Raw genomic sequence first — 24,091 nt, forward strand, 5'->3', positions numbered from 1 at the left:
GCCAACAACAACGCTTTGTAAAGAATTGTTAATGATTCCTTCATAAAAATGAAAAAATAACATTAATTACAATGATTTAAAATTTCCATGTTGCAACATTTTAAACTAGAACAAATACTCGACATATTAGATAAACCGAAATTACGTCCCCTTTTGGTTAACAAAAAATACCTATAAAAGGAAATTATGCAGCAAGAAAATATAATTTTTCGTTATGGGTAACAATAACGTTAAAAGTAAATTTTTCATGTTATTGATGGTTCAAACTGATGATGCCAACGACGTAAAAAGTTTTTACCTTGTCGCAACCCTAACAAGTAATCATGCTGTAAGACCGCAGCAGACGATCCCAGTACCATACTTCGTAACGGCCCATTTGGTGCAATTTGAATAATTTCCAAATCACTTGGAGGATTGTTAATAAATTCCAGTGCTTGTGAGTATCTAGTTTGGTGATAATGATATAGGTCAAGCATACGCTTTGACTGTTTGAGGCGGCTGATAACGGGCTTCAATCTATCGAGTATTGGCATAGCGCCATTATGATGTGATTCAAATGTCCGGATCACTAGGATCTTTCTCGCTCCCTGTTTATAGGCCCACTCAACAGGTAGTGGATCTGCGACACCGCCATCCATGTAATTACGCCCTGCTATGTTTACACCACCTTGATACAAAAATGGAATCGCACTTGACGCTTTCAAGTGTTCAAGCATATTGTCATGCCATGTGTGCAGGTACGTAGGTTCCAGCGTTTGCGCGTCAGTCGCAACAGCATAAAAGTGATTATCCTTTGCTAAATAACCTGGATTGGTGATCACCTGTAACTTAGGCCGATGGTTTACCTGGGTAAAATACCAATCTAAATCAATCACTTTACCACCTGTGAAAAATTTACTTGGTTTGAAAAATGTTTCTGACGTTGTCAGCTCTTGGATAGCACTTCTAGCACACTGTCGCGCACGTGCCGAATAGGCTGCTAAGTTCTGTGCCCCTGCAGATACCCCTACCTTTAGATGGAATGGCCAAAAATCACCCTCTAAAAATGCATCTAATACCCCTGCGGTGAAGATACCTTTTTGTCCTCCTCCCTCGGCAACTAAAGCGAATTTGTGTTGCTGGGGAAGCGATGCTTGACTTGTATTTAAAGAGAGTTCTGCTTGCATGTTTGACCCTATACATTTCGTATTATATCCGTTCAAACGTCACACAAAAAAGTAACTTATTGAATATATTGGCTATTGCTACACGTAGTAATGCTATTCAAATGGGCGCCTTGTACTGTTTGTGCAGCTTCTATTAATTTTTTTACATATTTCTTTGGCGCATTTTTATTCGCTGCTAAATACAGCTGTGCGCTCAGCTTAGGAACTTCTAACACGAGCTCCCAAGACTGCTCCGTTCCCATTACATGGGCCATTTGCTCGACAAAGCTTTGTGCACCAAACAGAAAGTCTATTCTGCCTTTTTCCAACAGGCCTCCTGCTTGATTTAAGCTACTTAATGACACCAAATTTGATTTTTTAAACCCTTCATTTTTTAAATATTGCTCTGACGGCTGACCGGCTCCCACACCAACAATATAATGCTTGAGGTTGTTCAATGAATAATGAGGCTTAGGCGTTACACTACCCGCGCGCTGATAAAAGCCTACTTTCAATTCACACAACGGCATTATCCACTGATAATGCTGCTCTCTTTCGCTGGAACGAGCCAAAGAATACAAAAGTGCAGTGTTAGACTCATGAGTTTGTTGAACCGCTCTGAACCAAGGCAAAACATGAATTTGATAGTCAATCTGGGCCTGAGCCATCAAAAGCCGCACCATGGTTGTCGCTCCACCAGCGACTTCACCGCGTTCAGTTAAAAACTGATATGGTGGGAAATGTTCCGTGTAAATATCTATTTTTTCCTGCGAAAACGCACTATAACATGCCGAAATCATCCCTAATACAGCCCAACTAAGAGATTTCATCGTCTGGAATTACCACTGTACTTTCTTTTAAGTATAACTCAGCGTTACGATCTTGTTAGGTTGTAAGGCGTTTTTGCCACGCTAATGTGTTACGTGTTTGCAAGCGCATAGAATCAATGCTGTATAAAAGGCCGGTTAATCTGGCGGTTTTCACATAAAAAAGCCCAATGTGATTAACATTGGGCTTTTTTAGTCAAGTTACACATTAACCTTTGGCTTTTGCCGCGCGTGATTGGTGTAACTTCTTATAACTGTCAATCAGTCTTTGATGCTTCTCAAGACCGTCCAAATTCATATTTGTTGGTGTTAGACCGAAGAAGCGAACCTCACCATTTACTGAGCCTACCACATTATCCATGACTTCTTTGCTGAACATACGCTCAAAATTGACAATAAAATCTTCAAGCTCAAGCTCTTCATCAAGTACAACTTCCAGCACAGCATGAACCGCTTGATAAAACAGCCCTCGTTCTAGAGTATTATCGTTGTATTGTAAGAACGACTCGACCAAATCAATGGCCTCTTCGAGATCACCTAGTGCCAGATAAATCAGAATCTTTAGCTCAAGAATGGTTAACTGGCCCCAGACGGTATTTTCATCAAATTCAACCCCAATCAGCGTAATAATATCAATGTAGTTATCAAGCTGGCTTTCTTCTAAGCGTTCAACCAGATCGGCTAACTGTTCATCATTCAAGGTGTGAAGATTTAAGATATCGCTACGATATTGCAAGGCTTTGTTGGTATTGTCCCAAATCAAATCTTCTACTGGGTAAACTTCTGAATAATCTGGTACTAAAATTCGACAAGCGGTGCCGATATCTGAAAATTCTGCGACATAACACTCTTTACCCAGGTCTTTTAGAATACCAAACAGCGTTTCGCACTCTTGCTCATTGGTGCCTGAAAAATCCCACTCACAGAATTCATAGTCATGTTTAGCACTGAAAAAACGCCATGAGATCACACCTGTTGAATCAATAAAGTGTTCAACAAAGTTTTCTGGCTCTGATACCGCCATACTATTAAAGGTCGGTTTAGGTACATCATTTAGCCCTTCAAAGCTTCTGCCTTGTAACAGTTCGGTTAAGCTACGTTCAAGCGCCACTTCAAAACTGGGATGAGCACCGAAAGAAGCGAATACTCCACCTGTTTTCGGGTTCATTAAGGTGACACACATCACAGGAAATTGCCCACCTAAAGAGGCGTCTTTTACCACCACAGGAAAGCCTTGAGCTTCAAGTCCTTCAATCCCAGCAACGATACCAGGGTATTTGTCTAGTACTGACTTGGGCACATCAGGAAGTACGATTTCTTGCTCAATGATCTGACGTTTAACCGCACGTTCAAATATCTCAGACAAACACTGCACTTTTGCTTCATTGAGGTTATTGCCCGCACTCATACCATTACTGAGGAATAAGTTTTCAATGAGGTTTGACGGAAAGTAAACTGTTTGGCCATCCGAGTGACGTGTATAAGGAATCGAACAAATGCCACGTTCCATGTTACCTGAGTTAGTATCGATTAGATGAGAGCCTCTTAACTCGCCCTCAGGGTCGTAAATCTCACGGCAATACTCGTCCAAAATACCTTGTGGTAGTGCATCATCTTCACTGAGTTTAAACCACTTTTCATTTGGGTAGTGTACAAATTCAGCATTAGCGATTTCTTGCCCTAAAAACTGATCATTGTAAAAGAAGTTACAGTTAAGACGCTCGATAAACTCGCCCAAAGCCGAACAAAGTGCACTCTCTTTAGTTGCGCCTTTACCATTGGTAAAACACATTGGCGATGCCGCGTCACGAATATGTAACGACCACACGTTTGGCACAATGTTACGCCATGACGAAATTTCAATCTTCATGCCTAAGTTTGCCAAGATTTCCGTCATGTTTGCGATTGTTTGTTCAAGTGGTAAATCTTTACCTTCAATGAAGGTGCTAGACTCTCCGTCAGGCTTAACCATCAACATGGCCTGAGCGTCTTGGTCTAGGCTTTCAACCGTTTCAATTTTGAATTCAGGACCCGTTTGAACCACCTTTTTAACCGTACAACGGTCAATTGAGCGTAAAATCCCTTCACGGTCTTTATCGGAAATATTCTCTGGTAACTCTACTTGGATCTGGAAGATTTGGTTATAGCGATTCTCTGGATCAACAATATTATTTTGCGATAGCCTAATCCCTTCTGTAGGGATATCACGCGCATTACAGTATACTTTTACAAAATAAGCGGCACACAATGCTGATGAAGCTAGAAAGTAATCAAATGGACTCGGCGCGGAACCATCTCCTTTATAGCGAATAGGCTGGTCGGCAATAACTGAAAAGTCGTCAAACTTTGCTTCTAATCTCAGGTTGTCGAGAAAATCAACTTTAATTTCCATTACAGGATCCCATGTTTTCGTGCTGACGTGAGAAGGCATTTATCTAAGCTACGTCAGTCATTAAAATCTAATGGCGCTAATTATCTGCTTTTTCGCGCCAATAGTCTTGGGTAATTTGAAAAAAGCTGCACTTTATCGCCCTCAAAAGGCCAAAACCAGTTGTTTTGGCGCATTTCATAGGTGTTGATATTTGTATATGAGTATTTTTGGCTGGTGCTTGTGGCTCGTTTAGTCATCGAACTATTTCACAACAGAGCGATTTAAGGATGGAGCCAATATAAACACAGCTCTTTTATCCCTGTAGTTTGCAGGACGTTTTACCCTTACCCCTTCAGTGTGTGATAATATGCTTAGGTCGCTTTTTGTTTACAGGGTAACGTTTTGTATTCGACATTGTCTTGGTTTCAGCCATACACACATTTATCACGCTTGTTGAACATGATTACAATGTTTATCATTCACCAACAACAACCTCAATTCAGCTCAAAGGCCCTTTAATTACAATGAATAACCACAATCAAGGGACGCAAAATAATGACGCAAACATGCCTACTATTTTTTGGCATGATTACGAAACCTGGGGTGCGTCGCCGCAAAAAGACCGTCCAAGCCAATTTGCAGGCATCCGTACCGACTTGGATTTAAACATCATTGGTGAGCCACTGATTGAGTACTGTAAACCTGCGCCGGATTACTTACCACATCCAGAGGCTTGTTTAATCACAGGTATTACACCCCAACATGCGTTGAAGCATGGCCTCATAGAGGCCGAGTTTATAGCAAAAATTCATGCTGAATTTAGCCGCCCTAACACCTGTGTTGCAGGATACAATAGCATTCGATTCGACGACGAAGTCACGCGTTACAGCCTATATCGTAACTTCTACGACCCTTATGAACGCGAGTGGCAAAATGGCAATAGCCGTTGGGACATCATAGATTTGGTACGCGCCTGTTACGCATTGCGTCCAGAGGGCATCGAATGGCCATGCAAAGAAGATGGCTCACCAAGTTTTAAACTTGAACACCTGACCATCGCCAATGGCATCGAACATGGCGCAGCACACGACGCATTGAGTGACGTTACAGCTACCATTGCCTTGGCTAAACTCATTAAAGAAAAACAACCAAAATTATTTAAGTTTTTCTTTAGCCTCAGACATAAAAAAGCATTGCTTGATATGATTGATGTGTACAACATGCAACCTTTGGTACACACCTCTTCTCGTATCCCTGCAACGCAAGGCTGCACCACTTGGGTTGCGCCTATGAGTTTTCACCCAGTGAATAAAAACGCGGTGGTCTGTTTTAACTTAACTCACAACCCGCAAGTTTTATTAGACCTGTCAGTTGAGCAACTTCGTGAACGTCTTTACACCAAGCACAGTGATTTGGCAGACGGGGAGTTGCCCGCTGGCTTAAAGCTGGTACATATCAACAAGTGCCCTATTTTGGCCCCAGCTAAAACTTTGCTACCCGAAAATGCTGCGCGTTTGGGCATAGATAGAGAACAATGTCTTGAGCACCTAAAAGTTCTAAAAGCACACCCTGAACTTAGAGACAAAGTCGCACAGGTGTTTGCCGAGCAAGGTGATTTTAGTAGCACCACCAACCCCGACTACCAGCTATACAATGGCTTTACCAGTAAAGCTGATAAGGCAAAATTTGCCATTATTCGTGAGGCTCAACCACAAGCACTTGGATCTTTAGATTTAAGCTTTGATGATGCCAAATTTGTACCGATGTTGTTTCGCTATCGAGCCCGTAACTGGCCTGAAACACTCACCCCTCAAGAATTGGATAATTGGCGTAAGTATTGTCAAAACAAATTGATGCACGCAGAAGACAGCCCATCAATCAATGCAGAAGACTTTATGCTGACGCTAGAGAATTTGGTGCATGAGAATGAGGGCAATGAGCGTAACCTGAGCATTCTTAAAGCGCTTTATCACTACGCACAAAGCCTATAATCAAAAACGCCGAACTGGAGAGTTCGGCGCGATAAGCTATTATTTTTTATCGTGTATGGCATCAAGCCTTGCTAGTAAGCTGGACGTGTCATACCGTCCACCCCCTAGCGCCTGAACATCTGCATAGTATTGATCGACCATCGCCGTAAGCGGCAAAGAAGCACCATTGTTACGCGCTTCATCTAGGGCTATGCCTAGATCTTTTCGCATCCAATCAACTGCAAAACCAAATTCGTACTCACCCGCCAACATTGTTTTATAGCGATTTTCCATTTGCCATGAGCCAGCCGCCCCTTTTGAGATAGTCTCAATCACTTTTTCACCATCTAGACCCGCTTGTTTAGCAAAATGTAACCCCTCAGCCAACCCTTGCACAACCCCAGCAATACAAATTTGGTTCACCATTTTACATGTTTGGCCGCTGCCAACTTTTCCAAGCAATTGAGAAAATCGGCTATACGCAGACATAACTGGTTGTACACGGTCAAAAATGGCTTGTTCTCCGCCAACCATGACAGTCAGAACGCCATTTTCAGCGCCCGCTTGACCTCCAGATACAGGCGCGTCTAAAAACGCCACGCTCTGCTCAGCTGCTTTGTGTGCAACTTCAATTGAAACTTTGGCTGATGTGGTTGTGTGATCTACTAACACTGTACCTGCATTCATGCCTGCTAGTACACCAGACTCTGAGTAAACAACAGAACGTAAATCGTCGTCATTGCCTACACATAAAAATACAATATCTGCACCTTTAGCTGCTTGTGCGGGCGTCTCTGCATAGTCACCAGCATATTGCTGTGCCCAATCCTTGGCTTTGGCTGTAGTGCGGTTGTACACACACACTAGATGACCGGCATTGGCTAAATGACCGGCCATTGGGTAGCCCATTACACCTAGTCCGATGAATGCTAATTTCATTGACATAATTCTGTCCTATTTGACTGCTATGGTATCGATAATGGAGTTTTTATACCTAAGTAAAACAGGTATAGCAAATGAAAAGCATGAATTATCAATGAAAGATATGAACATTAGAACTAGCGAGCAAGGAGTCTAAACGCTATGGAAACTATACATCGTTACAGCGTTCAGCTTATTAATGGCGAAACGCTCGCGTTAAAAAAGCTGCAAGGCAAAACTATATTAGTCGTCAATATCGCCAGCAAATGTAGCTTTGCAGGTCAACTTAGTGCGCTGGAAAAACTATATCGGCAGTACAAAACATATGGCTTTGAAATATTGGCATTTCCTTGCAACCAATTTGGCCGCAATGAACCACTTGAAGGCGCCATGTTAAATGAGTTTTATAAGAGTCATTTTGGACTAACATTTAAAGTCTGCGACAAAGTTCAAGTAAATGGTCCTGATGCGCATCCTCTATTCAACTACCTGAAATCTAACACAAGAGGGATAGCACAAAACCGCGCAATAAAATGGAACTTTACCAAGTTTTTAGTAAACTCTCAGGGAGAGTTGGTTTCTCGATATGCACCGAGAACCAAACCTGACACCCTGAAACCCGTGATTGAGAGCCAATTAAATGATGAAAGTAGTCCTATTCAGTTCGCAAAACTATGAAAAACCTTTCTTCTCGCAGGCATTAAATGAACACCCAAACATAGACCTTCATTATGTTACTGAATCGCTGAACGAACAGACTGTTGCTTTATGTCAGGGCTTTGATGCCATTTGTGTTTTTGTTAACGACATCTTAAATGAAGCCGTACTGTCGAAATTGGCTGAGTTTGGTATTAAAGTTGTCGCTCTGCGCTGCGCTGGATTTAATAACGTAGATATAAAAATGGCTAATAAGCTTGGAATTAAAGTAGTCAGAGTTCCTGCATATAGCCCAGAGGCTGTCGCAGAACATTGTATTGCACTGATGCTCACCCTAAGTCGCAAGACCCATAAAGCCTATAATCGAGTGCGCGAAGACAATTTTGATTTAAATGGCTTATTGGGTTTTAACTTACACAACAAAACCGTTGGCGTCATCGGTGCGGGCAAAATTGGCCAAGCATTAATATCCATCCTTAATGGCTTTGGTGCCAACGTATTGGTATATGACCCAAATGTTGGAGAAGGCTCTTATACTCTCGCTTCACTGGATATGCTCTTAAAGCAAAGTGACATTGTCACATTACACTGCCCACTGACCGACAGTACTCACCATATGATTGATGACAATGCTTTTGCCAAAATGAAAAAAGGCGTTATGTTGATCAACACTAGTCGCGGTGCGCTTATCGACAGCGCAGCCTGTATCCGAGCATTAAAAAGCCGAACACTCGGTTATTTAGGCCTTGATGTCTATGAACAAGAGTCTGAGCTGTTCTTTAAAAACCGTAGTGAAGAGATCATCCAAGACGATATCTTTTCACGCTTAATTAGCTTTCCGAATGTGCTTGTCACAGGTCACCAAGGTTTTTTCACGCAAGAAGCACTAGAGCAGATTGCCGCCATTACACTATTTAATTTAAATGAAATAGCACAAGGTAATACACAACTCACAAATCAAGTGCTTTAAACAGTCATGTTCAATGAGCAAGACATTGCTCATTGAACATTGTATTTGTAAGGAAGCCGAAACCTTTCATTACCCAAGTAACAATACCGCTACACCAACTAATGCCAAACACCCACCGAGCACCATATTGAATGTAATAGGTTCACGCTTTGCAAAGCCTATTGTCATGACCATCAAAGGGGCTGTCGCAAAAATGGTTTGTGCAATAGCGGGGTCTGTATACTTGACCGATACAAGTTGTAACCACAAGCCGATGAAAGTACCAAAAAAGATAGCGACAAATAACCATCTTTTTCCTTCAACGCCACGCATTCGAATTGCTCTTCCCAGATTGTGTTCTCTCATCCAGGCGATAACCAAAGCCACGGCAAAAGTGCCGCTCAACAAACGAATAAGCGCAGCCCAAAGGCTACTAACTCCCTCCTCCTGCATTGCACCTTTTGACATCACTATGCCTGCAGCTTGGCATAGCGCAGCTAACAACGCAAAACTCAGCCCTTTGTAATATATTTGCTTTTCAACGGTCGGTAACAGCTGCTTTGGCTTGACCGCGATAAGCACGCCCACGGTTGTGATAACTATCCCTAGCCAAGCTTGGAGTGATAAATATACGCCTAGCATCAGAATATTCAGCAATCCGGCAATAGCTGGCGCAAAAGACTCAACGATTAAGGTTCTTGCTGCACCTACATTGCGTAGCGCCGCGAAATAAGCGCTATCACCTATCGCAATCCCCAAAATACCACTGGCTATTAGCCAGTACCAACTACTGATTTGTTGAGGAGATTGCCAGTCCTGCAAAGCTAGCATGGCAATCAGCATCATAAACCCAGCAATCATGCCTTTACACAAGTTTAACTCTAGCGGTGACAAATGATGGCTAAAGCGTTTATATAAAATTGTGGAACTTGCCCACACACCAGCGGCCAAAATTGCCGCACTTTCTCCAATCCCCATGAACAAAATCTATATTAACTTTTTGCGCAATTATGAAGCGGCCAGCTTGGATTACAAGTAAATCCGCCGAGCTGATCATAGCGACTAGCTACGCGTACATGAAATAAAACTAAACTTATGATTTTTATGAGATTATAAACTAGACTTAATTTACCATGTTAGACGAATGAGGCCTTTGTAGTGTCTGTATATAAATATTTCGGTATCTTTTTAGCGCTAACCGTTGGCGCCACAGTGCAGGCACAGCAATGTCGCTTGGACCTTAAACTCGGCATGGTGGATGATTGGCCCCCTCTGACCTATTTTGACAACGGAAAAGCTGCGGGACTAGATATAGAAATTGCAAAAAAGGTACTCGGTAGTATCAATGTATGTTTAACCTACGTGAAACTCCCTTCTAGTGCACGCGCGCTAGAACAAATGGATAGTGGCCAAATCGATATGGCTGTGATGGTCAGCTACACACCACAAAGAGAAAAGTATGGGTATTTTTCTATTCCATACCGCCATGAAAAGATGCGGCTTTTTAGCCTTTTACCTGCCCAGCCCATAGAAAATATTGCACAATTACTTGATGAGGCAAAAACCATAGGTTTAAGTATCGGCTCATTCTACGGCGAAGAACTTGCTTCTTTAGCGCGTTCGCCCAAATATCAGGAACAATTAGTGGGAATATCCAGCGCAAGTCGACGTTCCGATATGCTCGCTAAGAAACGTGTTGATTTTATTATCGACGACCAAATAACCGGTTTATACATTACAAAAACCCAAGGTCATGACCAAATCAAACTTTGGCCGTATGTGGTTCATGACAACGAAGTGCATATTTTACTAAGGCGAACACAACAAAATCAGGCGCTGATGAATGAGATTAATCTCGCCATTACCAAGCTAAAACCCGAGATAGATGAGTTAGTTACTAAGTACACACATAATTAATATAGCTCTTTAGATAACTACCTTATTGAAGTCGGAAGTATCAATCGCTCTATCCATTGCTAGAATCAACTCGCTCACCTGTTGCTCAAGCGCATCATCGTCAAAGTGCTCTTTGAGCATTTTATCGATTTGCGAGGCTATATTTTGGATCTCTGTACATTCAAACATTCCCGCTGTACCCTTAACAGCGTGTACAGAGCGGCATAAACCATCAATATCATGGTATTTCATCTGATTCTGGATCTGTACTTTTTGCTCATACAGGCCTGATATGTACTTACTTTTCAGCTGCTTAAATTCATCATTTGGAATATCAATATCATCAGATACTGAAATATTTAAATAGTGGCTAATCTTCTTACTAAACTCAGCTCTATCAATCGGTTTAGCTAAATGATCTGTGAAACCAAGTTTGAGGTATCTGTCCACTTCGTGCTGCATAGTGTTGGCAGTTAAGGCAAGAATAGGTGCTGTACAACCTGTCGCTTGTATAAAATTCAACGCCTGTTCTCCATCCATGACTGGCATTTGTATATCCATTAGAATCAAATCATAATCTTTGTCTAAAGCAGCTTGCACGGCCAACTGGCCGTTTTCCACAGCGGTCACGTTTAGTCCCATTCTTTCAAGGATACGCTGTATAAGTCGACTATTATCCCCATGGTCTTCAGCAAGTAATACATCGCCTTTAAGTTCGCGACCCTTTTCATTGCTATGAATGTCGCTGATGGAAGGTTGACTCTGAACCGCCTCTTCAAGGCTATTCACCCAGCGCGTATTTTCAGTTGTAAATAGTCCCAGCGTTAAGGTAAATGTTGTGCCTGATCCAACTTCACTTTCAACGGTGATATCGCCATTGAGTTTATTTGCCAAGTTTTTAGAAATGTTGAGCCCCAATCCCGTCCCCCCATATTTACGTGAGGTAGATGAATCCGCTTGATAAAAAGCACTAAACAGTTCTTTTTGTTCCGTCGATGTCATACCGATCCCGGTGTCTTTCACGGACACTTTCAACACATCTTCTGAGCACGAAACATCGAGCGTGATTTTTCCAACCGAAGTAAATTTCAATGCATTTGAAGTCAAATTTAACAAAATCTGCCGCAACCTAGTTGGGTCAATCACAATAAAGTCTGGTAGCGGGAAGGTATAATGTAGTTCAAACTCAAGTCCCTTATCCCTGATTTGTTTGCCTAATAAAGACTCAACATGGGCGATTGATTTAAATAAGTTAGCTTCAATAAGCTCAATCTCCAACCTATTCGCTTCTATCTTAGACATATCCAAAATATCATTTATCAAGCCCAGAACGTGTCGTGAGTTTTGCAAAATTACATTAATTGCGTGATTTCTCTCATGAGGTTTAATGTCGCCCAGAATAATGCCATCGGCATAACCAATGATTGACGTCATTGGGGTCCTGATCTCGTGACTCATGTTTGCTAAGAAGCGGCTTTTAGATTCACTTGCATCCCTTAGCTGAGATGCTAGTTGTTCTAGTTCATAAGTACGTTTTAGTACCTTGGTTTCGAGATTCTTGTTCAGTTCAATGTTTTCTTCATTTGTGAGCCTGAACTTATCGGCCACAGCAAATGCAAGTAACATTGCATCTAATGCCGTACCAACCAACCCCAACAAATATAGGTTAAGCGTAGATTGCGGTAAAATACCCAAATTGGTTAGATTACCAATCATGTTAGGCACCATCATTGCTATGTATGCTAGGACAAAATAGCGTGCAGGTTTAAACCCTTCTAATAGGCGCAGTACCCCAACATACATGCCTAAACACAGCGCACTCCCTGTCATCACTGTGGCCCACAAAAAACCAAACCCCGGAAATAGGATGCTAAACGGCAGTCCCAAAGCGGAGATAATCCCTAACCAGATTGACGCAACCGACAGGTTTGGATGTTTTTCTTTTAATTTCAATAAACTATTGTAAAAAAGGATATTTGTGATCGGCGCTAAGGTAAACCCTAGCCAATGCAAGTGCGCTGAGTACAAACCAAATAATTGGTCAGAAATATGAAAAAAATGGCTCCAGCTATATACCCAAACCGCGGCAAATAACGCAAAGTAGAGATGAGTTAAATCCTTTGAACCTATATAAATCAGCAGGTTATATATGCCTAGAATAATGCCCACACTGAAGCACAGTGTCATTAATAGGTTTTCTCTAATAACCAACTGGTTGAAGTCTTTTGTAGGCTTGATGACTAACTTAGTAGGTGTGTAAAAAAAATCACTTTCAAATACAGTAACTAAGTAATAGTTTGTGTTGGGTTTTAGATGAATGGTGTTGCCATAGTGAAAGGCAAATTCGTTTTGGTTCTTCCCCCCCGAGAAGTAGCGCTGGATTTCACCAGACTCACTATAAATTCTCGTTTCAATATTAGCCAAAACCGTATTGTATGGATAAAGCACTAAATCGTTTAGGTTCGATTTATTCGATATCTGTGTCACTAACCAATAACGACCAGAAAACAAGGCTCGAGATGGCAACGATTTTAAGCTACCAGCCCACTCTTCAACAGCATAAAAGTCGGAAGGAAAGCGAGTGCTTTCCTCAGAGACTAACAACTGCGCATGGTCATGCAAATTAACATCTTGTTTATCTATCGAATACTCAAACACATCAGCGGCACTATAGTTCGCAAAAACAGCGCCAATGATGACAATGAGTATTCTTATAAATGAACGCATAAGATGCCTTAGCTTTTTAAGTGCTTTAAACAAAAAGCACAGTTAAGCCTTAATAAACTTAACCTTTATCTTAAAATCGATAGCTCACATCAAGCCCGACCCGACGACCTTCGCCTTTAAAGTCTTCAAGCATACCTAAAAAATTGCGTAAATCGAACTTTAAATGGCTGTATTGCTCATCGAACAAGTTTTTAGCCCATAAATTTGCCTGCCATTTTTCTACTTCGTATTGGGCATTGAACCTCCACAAAACATAACCATCTTGCTTTGCATAGTCTGTTTGCTGTTGGTCAAAGTAGTACTCCGATTGGTAGTCAAAGCCGACACTTGTCTTTAATGTACCCGACGCAATATTGTGCGAATAGGACAATGCGCCACTAATATTCCACTTTGAAGTAAACGGAAGTCTGTTATCCGTTAGCGATACGCCCAAAGGATCAACAAATTGTTCAAACTCAGCATGCGGAATATAGCCAATACCAAGTTGTACTTCTAGCTGCTCCATTGGCTCATAGTAAAAGTCTGCTTCTGCACCATAGATCTTTGAGTCAGCAACATTTTCAAGCAGCTGTAACGGCACAGCACCTGGTACTACTGAAGGCTGATTCATAAATACCTGCTGATCTTTGTAATCATAGTAAAACAAAGCCGCATTAAATCTCATTGCTTGCTCGTCAAACAGCAACTTAGTTCCTATTTCATGCGCATTAAGCTTTTCAGCGCCATAGTCAGCTTGCAGGGCCTGTTCAGGACTCGACAGGAATCCGCCGTTGTAGCCACCACTTTTGACCCCATTTGCAAAGCTGTAATAAAGCATTTTATTTGGCTCAAGTGTGTAGTTAATAGCAAACTTACCCGATAAGTTATCGTCATCGTTGCGCCCTATCACATGATAAAATGGCAGCACTACATCAGTCATACTATTTGGGTCAACAATATTGATGTGCGAAAGTGAATCATACTCTATCGCTTCATCACTATACCTGAGCCCGAATGTCAACGTAGTGTCTGAACGCCATTGCCACTCATATTGCGCAAATGCAGCCAATACCTTAGTGCGGATTGCATTGTCATACATGAAAGTAGCTGAGTTTTGGCCGTTCTCGGTGCCTCTGAGAATACGAAGGATATCATTATAGTTATCTTGGTAGATACGTTCATCTAAGTGAAATAAGCCGGATATTAAATAACCTTGTTCATATTCCCTGTGATAACGCAATTCATTGTTGAGCAACTCAGTTTTTAATCCAAGGTTTCCTTCGCATGCCTGTAATGGTGAACCATCACAGTTGAAAGCATGCTCCCTGTCTAGGCGGCTAAAGGCATTTATCCACACCAAGTGAGACTGCTCACTTAGCTGATACTCCACTTCAGCCGTCCAGCCTTTACCTATGCTATGGTGGGGGGAGTCATTATTGACGTTAACGGCCCAAAAATCATCACTACCGTCATTAAAACCAAATACATCCGTGCATTGTCCTGATGCAGCCTCTTGTGCCGAACAGGACTCACCAGTCACAGGATTTTTTATAGTTCCAATGCTGCCCACTGGCTGCACTATCCCACTCCAGTGGCTGTAATTTGTTTTTAAATAAACACTTAACTTGTCCCACTGGCCAAAGTAACTGAGCCTAAGATCTGACTGTTCCATATTCGCTTCGGGTGCCGTTGGATGCAGGTTATATGTGGTGTAATCATATTTAACATGACTAAGCGCTGCTCTAACCGCCGACTCGTCATTAACAGTGGCGTTAAACATACCCTGTATCTTACGCCATTGGTCACTGCCATAACCAAGTGATACCTCACCATAAGTGCCTGCATCTGGACGCTTACTGCGGATCAAGACCGCACCGCCAGTGCTATTACGACCAAATAGTGTTCCTTGTGGACCCTTTAACACTTCTACTTGCTCGATGTCGAAAAAATTAACCAGTTGATTATTCGCTGACCCAACAGATGCCCCATCCACATACATCGCTACAGGTGATGTATTCGCTGTGTTGTAATCTAGCAGGCCAACGCCGCGTATGTTGATTGCAGGAGGTGTTCCCTCTGCGGCGTTTTGGCTCACCTTCATGTTTGTAACAAAACGGCCTAATTCTGTTGAATCTTTTACACCAGATAGGGCTAACTCGTCACCTTTGGCTGGCGTTATAGAGACACTCACATCGTTTAGGGATTGCGCTCGTTTTTGGGCATAAACTTCTATGACTTCAATTTCTTGATCATCAGCAGCAAATACAGGTAAGTTAATCACGCCTAAGACTGCACAACATACAAGGCTCAATGGGAGAGTCTGTTTCATATCCTTACTCTTTTATACAATTCATTAAGTTAGTGCAAAAAAGTATAGTCTATTTACAGATCCCCCACCAAGAATATATGGGAACATCTTCACTTTCTATGCCCCATCGGGTTCAAAGCCATTTTCTCCCGATATTTCATTGGGTAACCCACATATTGCACGAGAAGTTTGCATACCAGCCATGACTGCAGCTTCAACGCATCCTGCGTTAACTCCGGTTTTGATCCAATCTCCGGTCAGGTATAGATTAGCAAATATACTACCGTCCGTTGGTAGGCGATATTGGCTACTTCCCGTCACCGATAACACATAACGCTCACTAGGGTCCACATTGACACGCCAATACTGGTAGTTAAACCGCGCTGTGTTCAATTCTCCTACAGGAGCATACAAAACAGACCAATCAAATTGATTATTATCGTTATATGCATTAGGCCAAAGTGGCTTCATCTCTCTTTGTAGCTTCTCTATCGCGTTTGCTTTAACTTTGGCTGTTTGTTCATGAATAAAGTTGTGTTCATTACGTGCTGGATAATCTGAGCATGTAAATGCACTGCAAAAATAAGCGATGTTATCTGGCCCATCACCGGGCCAATCTTCCACATTCAGCAAATTCGACATTGCCGCCCAAGTATCAAATGGCTGCGAAAACCCGCTTAAAATAGCCCTTTCCTCGCTAGGTGGTGAGTAATTGAAGCCTAATTGTTCATCCGTTTTATTCAACCATAGTTGGAATGCCTGTGTTGCTACAGTCTTGACTTTTGTCGCTTGGTCTTTCAACTTACCATCTAGTTGTAGTAACTCAGGACATATATGTTCCAATGCTGCGACTGAAATACCGAATATCACTTTGTCAAAATCAACACCACGTTGCAGTGTTTTAGTCGGTAGTGGTTGCCCAAACTCCATTTGGTAAACACTCGGCCAATCTGACCAGTAAGACTCCAGATTAATATCATGATCACGGATTAACTGAGCTTGCTCAGGTAACACTTGATCTAACAAAGGTTTACTAGGCCAACACGGCAAGCCTTTTACGAATACAAAGGGCTGGTATGATTCGTCCACCAGAGTCACTTGCTCTGTAATGTGGATTTGCTCTACCACATCTTTTCCCTGCTCATTAAGGCCCGGACGCAGTGCACTAACTTCATTAAAGAACTCAAACTTGACGCCGCGACTTTTCAGTAACTCATAAATGGGAGCAAAAATCACATCCCCCATTCCAGCTTGCATCTTCCACATGACTCCACCGTGGTAGCACAGCATTAACCGCAACATCGCGAGTGTAGCCACACCGGCTTCAACATCGCCTTTGGAAAAATCACCGTCAACATACCCAAATACTAGATCGTAAAAACCTCTGACTGGCGCAGACTCAACAGTATACTGCTCATTCGCGCCATTTTTTGCTAGCCACGCTTTGAAGTCGATGTCATTAATACTGCCAAAGCCGTTCTCAAAAACTCGGTCTTTTAAAAGGCCAATCACGACCGCAATACCAAGATCGGCACAAATATAAGCTCTGCGAATATTGGGGTTTTCATCCAGCAACTCTAGCGCTTCACTATTAAGCCAACGTTTTAGTTTTCTAACCACATACCAAACCACTAGTCTATCTTTACTGTTACTCAAGTCTTTGTCTATGGCACGCAATGTAACTAACCGCTGTAGCTGTTGGCTCAAAAGGCCGGGTGTTGACCAAATCTCACTTAACTCATCGTGTGCGCTTTGGAAAAAATCATGAACATCATCTTCGATATCATCAAAGGCGTGACTAACTTGAGAGGCAAGATGTTGCAGCAAACTGCGATCTCGGCGTTTTCGGGTTTGCAAGCGGGTTTGTTTATGATGCTTTGATATTTCTGACTCCAACGTCCCTATAAATTTTCTTAACCAAGCAACTGCAAGTTCGATAAACTGCCAAAAATGCAGATCTAACGTGCCTTCGGCTGGATTGCCGTTGATCACGGGAAAATCAATTGGCCAGGTCTCCCATTCGTTATCTATGTATTCTTCAAGCACAACAAAGCTGTGGGGTTTAAATGCATCTTGCCAAGTGCTCAATGGCATATCACTTGGTCTGTTCAAACTGTTGTAAACATTTTCAATTGCACGAAACGAATTGACATATGCCCCAAACCACACGTGTAAACCATGCTCTTCAATACGCTCACCAAAGTCGGAGTTACGACCACTGGCACCTTTGCCGCCTAAACGCCACCCCAGTTGGTAAACAGTGATATCATACTTTTGTTGCCAGTCAGGTTGCTCTGTTAAATAGACTGCAGCGGTCATTGCCGATACTCCGCCGCCGAGTATCGCGATTTTTTCTTGACTCATGATTCTTATCCTTGCTCAACAATTACGCACCACTGACGATTTCATAGGCACCGTCTTGATCAAAGTCCATAGACACATAGTAAGGAAGCTTTGCCATTTGCTCGCCGATATTGATACCAAACATATCGTTAAGCGGAAAAGCGTCCAATCGGTTAATGGTCACTTTAAACTCGTCCTTCAAAAACCCCATTTTATGAATACGCTTTATTTCTGAAGGAGAATGTACAACGGCTTTATACACAGCGTTTTCAGCAAAGCCATCAGGAAATTGTTTAAACAGAATTTGGTCCATTTGAGGGTGCGTAAAGCCAGAGAGGAACTGCTTTAGTAAATCTGCACTAATGTTAATTTCATCACAGCTTGAGTGTAATAAATCCGCTACTTCATGCCCAATTTCAAACAACTCTTCAAACCAACTATCGTCATCCGAGTGCCTGGTGATGTTTAGCAACTCATGCCAAGCCATTTTTGTATCTGGGCTGAACGGGTTAAAAGTTTCCATGCTCAACGAGAAATAGTCCGCTTTTTTGTGCGAATCAGGCATCTCATAGCGGCATTGGTACTTATTATAGCCCCATGTTTCTCTACCATTTACGAGGGCGTTTATGTTATTTACTGTGATAAATGCGGGATACCAATACAGGTGGGTCATTTTGTTAGTTGCACTATCTATTTGCGCAACTGGCAACCACACGATAATGTCTGTTTCTTGCATCCAGCCGTAGCTTCTAAATGGCTCCACTTTGGATGCAATATTTTCAATATCGGTAAACGTGAGCAAGCAATACGAGGATAAAGCCTTAAAATGAAACTCGCTATTACTTATGCTATTTAGCGTGTTATCAATGTAACTTTGTATAGAAACATATGTGCCTTTAATGAAAAAGCCATACATCATGGCATTAATCATTCTACAAGGCGGTTTGGCGATTGGGTTTCCGTAAAAATGCTGGTAGGTGCCGTATTGCTCTTCGCTCATAGTTTATTCCTTCATTTTGTACCTGTTATTACACTTCAAGCTTCTCCTGTTCATGTGAGTGCTGAAGCATGACAATTTGTTGTTCACACAGGTGAGTATAGTGAAGGTATGCATATTTGTTGAACTGATTGGACAATGCGTTCATAAAACCATGGTTGTAGCGCGTCCGAGTACAACTGACATTATTCATTTTTTTTAAAACTTGTATCACAGGGGTGAGCTCAAAATGCGCCTCTTGTTGTGGAAATAGCAAATCTACTTGACATTTTGGCTGAACATCAATGTAGTTTCTAATTTGCCCAGGATAAAACCCTATCAGCTTAGCAGGCAAATTAGTTTGCATATTTGCTATGGCTCGCCATGCCGCAGAAGCACCTGCGCTGAAAGCTATAACAAGCTGTGGGCGGTGTGATACGATGGCCCTTTCGACTTTGCTCATATAATTGTCATGACCAACCGAATTGACGAACTGTGCGTATACATCCTCTTCGTTACGTTGTCGTATAGACTGTTTTGTTTCATATGGGGAGCAAATGACGATATCACCGACTAGTTCATTTGCGAAGGCGTCTAAATTGGCTGTATGACCATATATATCACTGACGATTAGCGTTACCATATCGATCTATCCTTTTAGTAAGTAGGTATGGCTGATGAAATGTTACGCCAACTCTTCATTTTACCTGATAGAGATATCATTGTATAACAAACTAAACGCCCATTATTACTTGCATGTCCATTGTCAACGGGCTCAAAATATCTTATCTATTATTATAGTTGGCTATTTAAATCTAGCAGCGTGATTACTTTTGTAAACACTTTTAAAACGAATATTTTACACGCAGATTGATGGTTGAAATATGACTATTTTAAGATGCGTTTAGTGACGTAGACATACGTCACTAAAAGTATTGTTGAAAGGCGTTCACAAGCACACAAGTTAAAGTGTGCTGTTTTGTTTATTCACTGTAGAAGTAACTTTGTTTTTCAAGATAAATAGTACTATCTTCAAGCGCACTGACGATAAAAGTAACTTTATGAACTCGATGCTTTAAATCGTTCTGATCCGCGCTAATAGTCACAGGCACCAATACCATTTGACCAGCTGCAACTTTTATATTGCTCGGTGCCACTAAACTGGCCCCATCAAAACCGTCCAACGCGATATTGTAACTCAAGGTTTGCTGGGTTTTATTAATAACACTCAAGGTATATGGATTCTCCACTATCCCCTGATAATCTAAACGATAAAGGGCGCTGCGGTCTCTTATCACTGACACTTCTAACGGCGTTCTCAGCAATAGCCATACTATCATCGAGGCGATGACAGCCACGGTTAAAATGGCATAGCCGAAGAGTTTCAATCTCATCGGTTTTGCTTGTTTCCCTGCCATTTGTTGCTCGCTTTTGAAGCTTATTAGACCTTTTTTGTAGCCAAACTTCTCCATGGTTTGATCACAAGCGTCTATACACAAGCCACAGTTAATACACTCGTATTGCAAGCCGTTTCGAATATCAATGCCTGCTGGGCAAACTTCTACACACAAGTTACAGTCAACACAATCACCCAGGCCAAGTGATGCAGGATTATCCTTTCTCTTACGACGTCCACGGCGCTCTCCGCGCGCGAAATCATAGCTTACCACCAGTGTATCTTTATCAAACATCACTGATTGAAAACGCGAGTATGGGCAAGCCACGGTACACATTTTCTCTCTTAAAAAGCCAGCATTACCATACGTACACAAGGTAAACAAAAACACCCAAAAACAAACTAGCCCTGACCACTGCAAGTTAAACATCTCGGTGTAAAGTGTTGACGCAGGTATAAAATAGGTCATAAAAGATGTGGCGGTGAATAGCGACATAAATAACCAAATACTGTGCTTGGTGAGCTTCTTTTGTATCTTAGTTAAATTCCACTGGCCTTGATCTAGCTTGATACGCTGATTTCGGGTGCCTTCAACCTTGTGTTCCACCCATGTAAACATCAGCATCCAAACAGTTTGTGGGCACACAAAGCCGCACCAAACGCGGCCCAGCCAGTTGGTAACAAAAAACAGCGCAAAGGCTCCCGCCATAAATACGCCTGCCAGCAACATAAAGTCTTGCGGTAAGAAGGTCGCACCAAAAATCTTAAACTGTTGATGTGCAACGTCAAATAAGATCGCTTGCTGTCCTTGATAAGTGATCCAGGGAAGACCAATAAAGACCAGCATAAGAAACCAGCTTAGGTAGCGCCTGATGCGTTGAAAGTATCCCTTTTGTTCTCGAATATAAATTGGCCCAGCGTGTTTATAGGGCTTGATGATGAGATCTTCTTCTTTAATGTCAAACTTCATAATACTTCTGCTTGTATTGGTTAATATCGAACACAAGCAGAATTGCAACTTTCAGACCATGCTGAAAATAAGTTTATCTTATTGATTTTAAATAACTTCAAGATAAACAACAAACCAAATTTAGCGATATATCACGATGTAACGCTAAATATCGCGATTTCGCTTAATACCCAGTTTTTTCATTTTTGACCTTAAAGTGCTTTCGTTCAATCCCAGTATATTTGCCGCACCATCGCCGCCAGCGACTTTCCATCTACAACTTTCCAACACATACAGAATATGCGCTCGCTGAGCGTGCTCTAAAGATAAGTCCGTCTTAGCTTGGCTCGGTGTTACACTTGTTTGCGCTGATAGCGGTTGTGATAGCTGTAAGAGGTTGGACGTACTTAAAATTGCTTCTCGCTCTAATACATTCTGCAATTCGCGAATATTACCAGGCCAATCATAGCGCTTTAGTTTATTCAAAGCATTTTTTGACACCCCCTTAAAATGCTTGCCTAGTCGCTTATTTAACTGCTTAATGATATTGGCACATAGCACAGGAATGTCTTCTTTGCGCTCTCTCAGCGCGGGTACTTGGATAGGAAAGACATTTAGCCTGTAGTACAAATCCATACGAAAATTGCCCTGTTCGACCATCTGCCACAACGCTCTGTTCGTTGCCGCTATAATGCGTATATCTACTGAGATCGTTTGGCTGCCGCCTACGCGTTCAAACTCTTGCTCTTGAAGCACACGTAATAGCTTGCTTTGCGCTTCTTGTGACAGCTCACCCACTTCATCTAAAAATAACGTCCCTTTATTTGCCAGTTCAAAACGGCCTTTGCGTCGTTCATTGGCCCCAGTAAAAGCCCCTTTTTCATGACCAAACAGTTCAGACTCAAGCAAACTAGGCGTAAATGCTGCGCAATTAACGCGAACAAAGGGTAGTTTAGAGCGTGCACTTAAGCGGTGTAAATTTCTGGCCACTAGCTCCTTGCCTGTGCCATTCTCACCTTGGATCAGCACTGTGCTGTTGGTTTGGCTGACAAGCTCTATTTGTGCCAGCATGGTTTTAAATATGTGGCTGCTACCGACCAAGCCTGAATCTTGCCAATTTTGATTCAACTCGGCGAGTAGGTAGGCGTTTTCATCTTGAAGTTGCTCACTTAATTGTTGCACTTTGTCGAGCGCCCTACGCAATGCTTGTTCGGTTTCATGCTGTTTTGACACATCACGAAATATTGCCACGGCACCGATTAACTTACCTTCTCTATAGATAGGTGTAGATGTGTACTCAACCGGAAAGCTTGAGCCGTCTTTGCGCCAGAATACTTCATCTTTGACGTGCCGACGTATGCCATCGAACATGGTGCAATAGATTTGGCACTGATCGGCTGGGTAAGGTGTGCCATCAGCGTGGCTATGGTGATGATACTGATGAATTTTCTTCCCCAGTAACTCCTGTGCTCGCCACCCAGTCATGCGCTCAGCCGCAGGGTTAACAAACACCGCATTACCAGACAGATCAAAGCCGTAAATCCCTTCGCCAACCGCGTTTAATAACAGTTCAGAATCACCTAGAAAATGATTAACTACACTAGCCATAAGTTACCTCGTGAAATATCGCGAAACACTATAGCACGACTCACCTAACAAAGCTCTGGCAAAGTATCTGATCCCTTAGCAAAATTGTGCCCTGTATTCGTTAAGTGTTTTACCATACTGCTCCTTAAATATACGATTAAACGAGCCAATATCCTGATAGCCAACTTGCTCCACTACATCACCAGTATTTATTCGCGTTGTACGCAGTAGTTGCTTTGCTTTTTCTAACCTAGCCAGCCTAACGTAATTTGACGGTGTCAGGCCTATTTGTTTTTGAAATCGTCGTATCAAAGTTCGCTCGCTAACACTCAACTGCTTAGCCATTTGCTCTACGGTTAATGGTGCTGATAGGTTGTTTTTTATATAGTTTTGTAGCGCGAGTAAACGTTCGTCCTGATGCAGTTCAAAGGCGCCTATTTGCATATAAGGTTGTTGCGATGTGGTCAGCTCAGGAATAGCAAGCCACGATGACAACTTATCCGCCAGCTCAATGCCACAAGTTTGGCGAATAAAGTGGAGCATCATCGTAAAATAACATTGCGCCGCACCTGAAGTGATCACCTTACCATCTTGCAAATACACTTTCTCTTGAGAGACTTTCAACTGTGGAAAATGTCTCTGGTAGAAAGCCTTAAGCCACCAACTGCTGGTAACATGATACGGGTCTAAAAACCCACTGCTTGCTAAGTAGCAAACGGACGTGCAGGTTGCAATCGTATACTCACTGCTTCGGGCTAATTCATTAATATGCTCACGGTAAGGAGTGAATACCCTACATGCTCGCCATAACTTTTGAGGCCCCTCGAATTGACTGCCAATCCACAGCATAACATCCGTACTGTGCAGGTCGGCTAGTTTAAGGTCGCAAGCGATTGTCAGCCCTTGACTCGTTTTGACGCTTTGTGTTTCGACCCCGACCAACTGCCAGCTAAACATTGGTTTTTTCGCCAAAATGTTAGCAACATTCAAGATATCTATTACTCCCGTGATACCTGTCGCTAAGGCACCCTCAGGACAAATAATAGCGACGTTATACACTTGTCAGTTTTACCTTTAATAATGTCATCAA

17 protein-coding genes are annotated in these 24,091 nt (G+C 42.2%); 4 read left to right on the forward strand and 13 right to left on the reverse strand.

All coding sequences use genetic code 11. The features are described 5' to 3' along the window. Positions 1 to 245 precede the first annotated feature (245 nt). The 3 genes from L1070_RS00980 to L1070_RS00990 form a co-directional block, all read right to left on the reverse strand. Positions 246 to 1,166 carry a DUF6363 domain-containing protein gene (locus L1070_RS00980; protein ID WP_070985360.1) on the reverse strand — a complete coding sequence of 307 codons (921 nt, stop codon included), beginning with the start codon at positions 1,164 to 1,166 and terminating at the stop codon, positions 246 to 248. A 56-nt stretch (positions 1,167 to 1,222) separates the two neighbouring features. After that, on the reverse strand, positions 1,223 to 1,975 hold the full coding sequence (locus tag L1070_RS00985) for a transporter substrate-binding domain-containing protein (protein WP_237124129.1): 753 nt from the start codon (positions 1,973 to 1,975) through the stop codon (positions 1,223 to 1,225). 205 nt (positions 1,976 to 2,180) lie between these two features. Continuing rightward, the gene (locus L1070_RS00990) at positions 2,181 to 4,364 is read right to left on the reverse strand and encodes an OsmC domain/YcaO domain-containing protein (RefSeq protein WP_237124130.1); all 2,184 of its coding nucleotides are present in this window, start codon (positions 4,362 to 4,364) and stop codon (positions 2,181 to 2,183) included. Positions 4,365 to 4,867: 503 nt separating this feature from the next. Between L1070_RS00990 and sbcB the strand changes: the two genes are divergently transcribed. Further along, positions 4,868 to 6,334, forward strand: coding sequence for an exodeoxyribonuclease I (sbcB, locus tag L1070_RS00995; RefSeq protein WP_237124131.1), 1,467 nt, complete (start codon positions 4,868 to 4,870; stop codon positions 6,332 to 6,334). A gap of 39 nt (positions 6,335 to 6,373) precedes the next feature. Here sbcB and L1070_RS01000 read toward each other — a convergent pair whose 3' ends face one another. Then, positions 6,374 to 7,258, reverse strand: a complete 885-nt coding sequence (locus L1070_RS01000) for an NAD(P)-dependent oxidoreductase (protein WP_237124132.1) — start codon at positions 7,256 to 7,258, stop codon at positions 6,374 to 6,376. A gap of 138 nt (positions 7,259 to 7,396) precedes the next feature. On the opposite strand from L1070_RS01000, the gene L1070_RS01005 reads away from it, so the two are divergent. Beyond that, on the forward strand, positions 7,397 to 7,912 hold the full coding sequence (locus tag L1070_RS01005; RefSeq protein WP_237124133.1) for a glutathione peroxidase: 516 nt from the start codon (positions 7,397 to 7,399) through the stop codon (positions 7,910 to 7,912). Next, complete coding sequence (locus L1070_RS01010) at positions 7,878 to 8,861, forward strand: 2-hydroxyacid dehydrogenase (protein ID WP_237124241.1); 984 nt, start codon at positions 7,878 to 7,880, stop codon at positions 8,859 to 8,861. The genes L1070_RS01005 and L1070_RS01010 overlap by 35 nt, the downstream gene beginning before the upstream one ends. A gap of 69 nt (positions 8,862 to 8,930) precedes the next feature. On the opposite strand, the gene L1070_RS01015 is transcribed toward L1070_RS01010, so the two are convergent. Beyond that, positions 8,931 to 9,818 (reverse strand): DMT family transporter, encoded by an 888-nt coding sequence (locus L1070_RS01015; protein ID WP_237124134.1) that lies wholly within the window; start codon positions 9,816 to 9,818, stop codon positions 8,931 to 8,933. A gap of 180 nt (positions 9,819 to 9,998) precedes the next feature. On the opposite strand from L1070_RS01015, the gene L1070_RS01020 reads away from it, so the two are divergent. Continuing rightward, complete coding sequence (locus tag L1070_RS01020; RefSeq protein ID WP_237124135.1) at positions 9,999 to 10,757, forward strand: transporter substrate-binding domain-containing protein; 759 nt, start codon at positions 9,999 to 10,001, stop codon at positions 10,755 to 10,757. A 9-nt stretch (positions 10,758 to 10,766) separates the two neighbouring features. Here the strand turns inward: L1070_RS01020 and L1070_RS01025 are convergent, their stop codons facing one another. The 8 genes from L1070_RS01025 to L1070_RS20390 all read right to left on the reverse strand — a co-directional run bounded on the left by L1070_RS01025 (position 10,767) and on the right by L1070_RS20390 (position 24,060). After that, the gene (locus L1070_RS01025; RefSeq protein WP_237124136.1) at positions 10,767 to 13,463 is read right to left on the reverse strand and encodes an ATP-binding protein; all 2,697 of its coding nucleotides are present in this window, start codon (positions 13,461 to 13,463) and stop codon (positions 10,767 to 10,769) included. Positions 13,464 to 13,533: 70 nt separating this feature from the next. Further along, complete coding sequence (locus L1070_RS01030; RefSeq protein WP_237124137.1) at positions 13,534 to 15,771, reverse strand: TonB-dependent receptor; 2,238 nt, start codon at positions 15,769 to 15,771, stop codon at positions 13,534 to 13,536. 96 nt (positions 15,772 to 15,867) lie between these two features. Continuing rightward, positions 15,868 to 18,114: an NAD(P)-binding protein gene (locus tag L1070_RS01035; RefSeq protein WP_237124138.1), complete on the reverse strand. Its 2,247-nt coding sequence runs from the start codon at positions 18,112 to 18,114 to the stop codon at positions 15,868 to 15,870. Between the two features lie 22 nt (positions 18,115 to 18,136). Further along, positions 18,137 to 19,093, reverse strand: a complete 957-nt coding sequence (locus L1070_RS01040) for an acetoacetate decarboxylase (RefSeq protein WP_070985351.1) — start codon at positions 19,091 to 19,093, stop codon at positions 18,137 to 18,139. Positions 19,094 to 19,121: 28 nt separating this feature from the next. Next, positions 19,122 to 19,712 (reverse strand): hypothetical protein, encoded by a 591-nt coding sequence (locus L1070_RS01045; protein WP_237124139.1) that lies wholly within the window; start codon positions 19,710 to 19,712, stop codon positions 19,122 to 19,124. Between the two features lie 340 nt (positions 19,713 to 20,052). Then, positions 20,053 to 21,435 carry a cytochrome c oxidase accessory protein CcoG gene (gene ccoG / locus L1070_RS01050; RefSeq protein ID WP_237124140.1) on the reverse strand — a complete coding sequence of 461 codons (1,383 nt, stop codon included), beginning with the start codon at positions 21,433 to 21,435 and terminating at the stop codon, positions 20,053 to 20,055. Between the two features lie 144 nt (positions 21,436 to 21,579). Next, a complete protein-coding gene (locus L1070_RS01055) occupies positions 21,580 to 23,022 on the reverse strand; it encodes a sigma 54-interacting transcriptional regulator (protein ID WP_237124141.1) in 1,443 nt (480 codons plus the stop codon). A gap of 75 nt (positions 23,023 to 23,097) precedes the next feature. Then, positions 23,098 to 24,060 carry a helix-turn-helix domain-containing protein gene (locus L1070_RS20390; RefSeq protein WP_237124142.1) on the reverse strand — a complete coding sequence of 321 codons (963 nt, stop codon included), beginning with the start codon at positions 24,058 to 24,060 and terminating at the stop codon, positions 23,098 to 23,100. Between the last annotated feature and the right edge of the window lie 31 nt (positions 24,061 to 24,091).

It is taken from the genome of Pseudoalteromonas sp. MMG022, assembly GCF_021654245.1.
GTDB classification, from domain to species: domain Bacteria; phylum Pseudomonadota; class Gammaproteobacteria; order Enterobacterales; family Alteromonadaceae; genus Pseudoalteromonas; species Pseudoalteromonas amylolytica.

Excerpts from the sequence above, each read along its gene's own strand:
- L1070_RS00980 (WP_070985360.1), bottom strand. The coding sequence starts at position 1,166 with ATGCAAGCAGAACTCTCTTTAAATACAAGTCAAGCATCGCTTCCCCAG.
- L1070_RS00985 (WP_237124129.1), bottom strand. The coding sequence starts at position 1,975 with ATGAAATCTCTTAGTTGGGCTGTATTAGGGATGATTTCGGCATGTTAT.
- L1070_RS00990 (WP_237124130.1), bottom strand. The coding sequence starts at position 4,364 with ATGGAAATTAAAGTTGATTTTCTCGACAACCTGAGATTAGAAGCAAAG.
- sbcB (WP_237124131.1), top strand. The coding sequence starts at position 4,868 with ATGAATAACCACAATCAAGGGACGCAAAATAATGACGCAAACATGCCT.
- L1070_RS01000 (WP_237124132.1), bottom strand. The coding sequence starts at position 7,258 with ATGTCAATGAAATTAGCATTCATCGGACTAGGTGTAATGGGCTACCCA.
- L1070_RS01005 (WP_237124133.1), top strand. The coding sequence starts at position 7,397 with ATGGAAACTATACATCGTTACAGCGTTCAGCTTATTAATGGCGAAACG.
- L1070_RS01010 (WP_237124241.1), top strand. The coding sequence starts at position 7,878 with ATGAAAGTAGTCCTATTCAGTTCGCAAAACTATGAAAAACCTTTCTTC.
- L1070_RS01015 (WP_237124134.1), bottom strand. The coding sequence starts at position 9,818 with ATGGGGATTGGAGAAAGTGCGGCAATTTTGGCCGCTGGTGTGTGGGCA.
- L1070_RS01025 (WP_237124136.1), bottom strand. The coding sequence starts at position 13,463 with ATGCGTTCATTTATAAGAATACTCATTGTCATCATTGGCGCTGTTTTT.
- L1070_RS01030 (WP_237124137.1), bottom strand. The coding sequence starts at position 15,771 with ATGAAACAGACTCTCCCATTGAGCCTTGTATGTTGTGCAGTCTTAGGC.
- L1070_RS01035 (WP_237124138.1), bottom strand. The coding sequence starts at position 18,114 with ATGAGTCAAGAAAAAATCGCGATACTCGGCGGCGGAGTATCGGCAATG.
- L1070_RS01040 (WP_070985351.1), bottom strand. The coding sequence starts at position 19,093 with ATGAGCGAAGAGCAATACGGCACCTACCAGCATTTTTACGGAAACCCA.
- L1070_RS01045 (WP_237124139.1), bottom strand. The coding sequence starts at position 19,712 with ATGGTAACGCTAATCGTCAGTGATATATATGGTCATACAGCCAATTTA.
- ccoG (WP_237124140.1), bottom strand. The coding sequence starts at position 21,435 with ATGAAGTTTGACATTAAAGAAGAAGATCTCATCATCAAGCCCTATAAA.
- L1070_RS01055 (WP_237124141.1), bottom strand. The coding sequence starts at position 23,022 with ATGGCTAGTGTAGTTAATCATTTTCTAGGTGATTCTGAACTGTTATTA.